The organism is Roseibium sp. RKSG952 (assembly GCF_009711355.1).
In genome coordinates, this window is the sequence record NZ_SMMF01000123.1 from 1 (window position 1) to 275 (window position 275).

Here is a 275-nt window from a genome sequence, read left to right on the forward strand (position 1 = left end):
TGGGCGCCGGCTCCTGCACCATCTTTTCGCAAACCCGGCAGGACTTCTTCGGCCGCGCAATCTCGATGACCTTCAGCCTTGCCGCGATCATATCGATCAATTCACTGACGTCTTCTCCCACAAGACGCAATTGGCCGCCACACTCCGGGCATGTATCTCCCGGATCAAGCTCCCGGCGTTCCCGGGGGGTATCGTCCGATACTTTCGGGCGGCGCCGTTTCCTGTCCCGCGTCCCGCCCGGGTCTTCTGTCTGCACGTCCTTGCAAGACCCTTGC

General features: G+C 61.8%; 1 protein-coding gene. It reads right to left on the minus strand.

The window, feature by feature from the left end; translation table 11 throughout:
- On the minus strand, positions 1-275 hold a 275-nt coding region (locus E1297_RS00290; RefSeq protein ID WP_196223067.1), incomplete at both ends, for an IS66 family transposase zinc-finger binding domain-containing protein.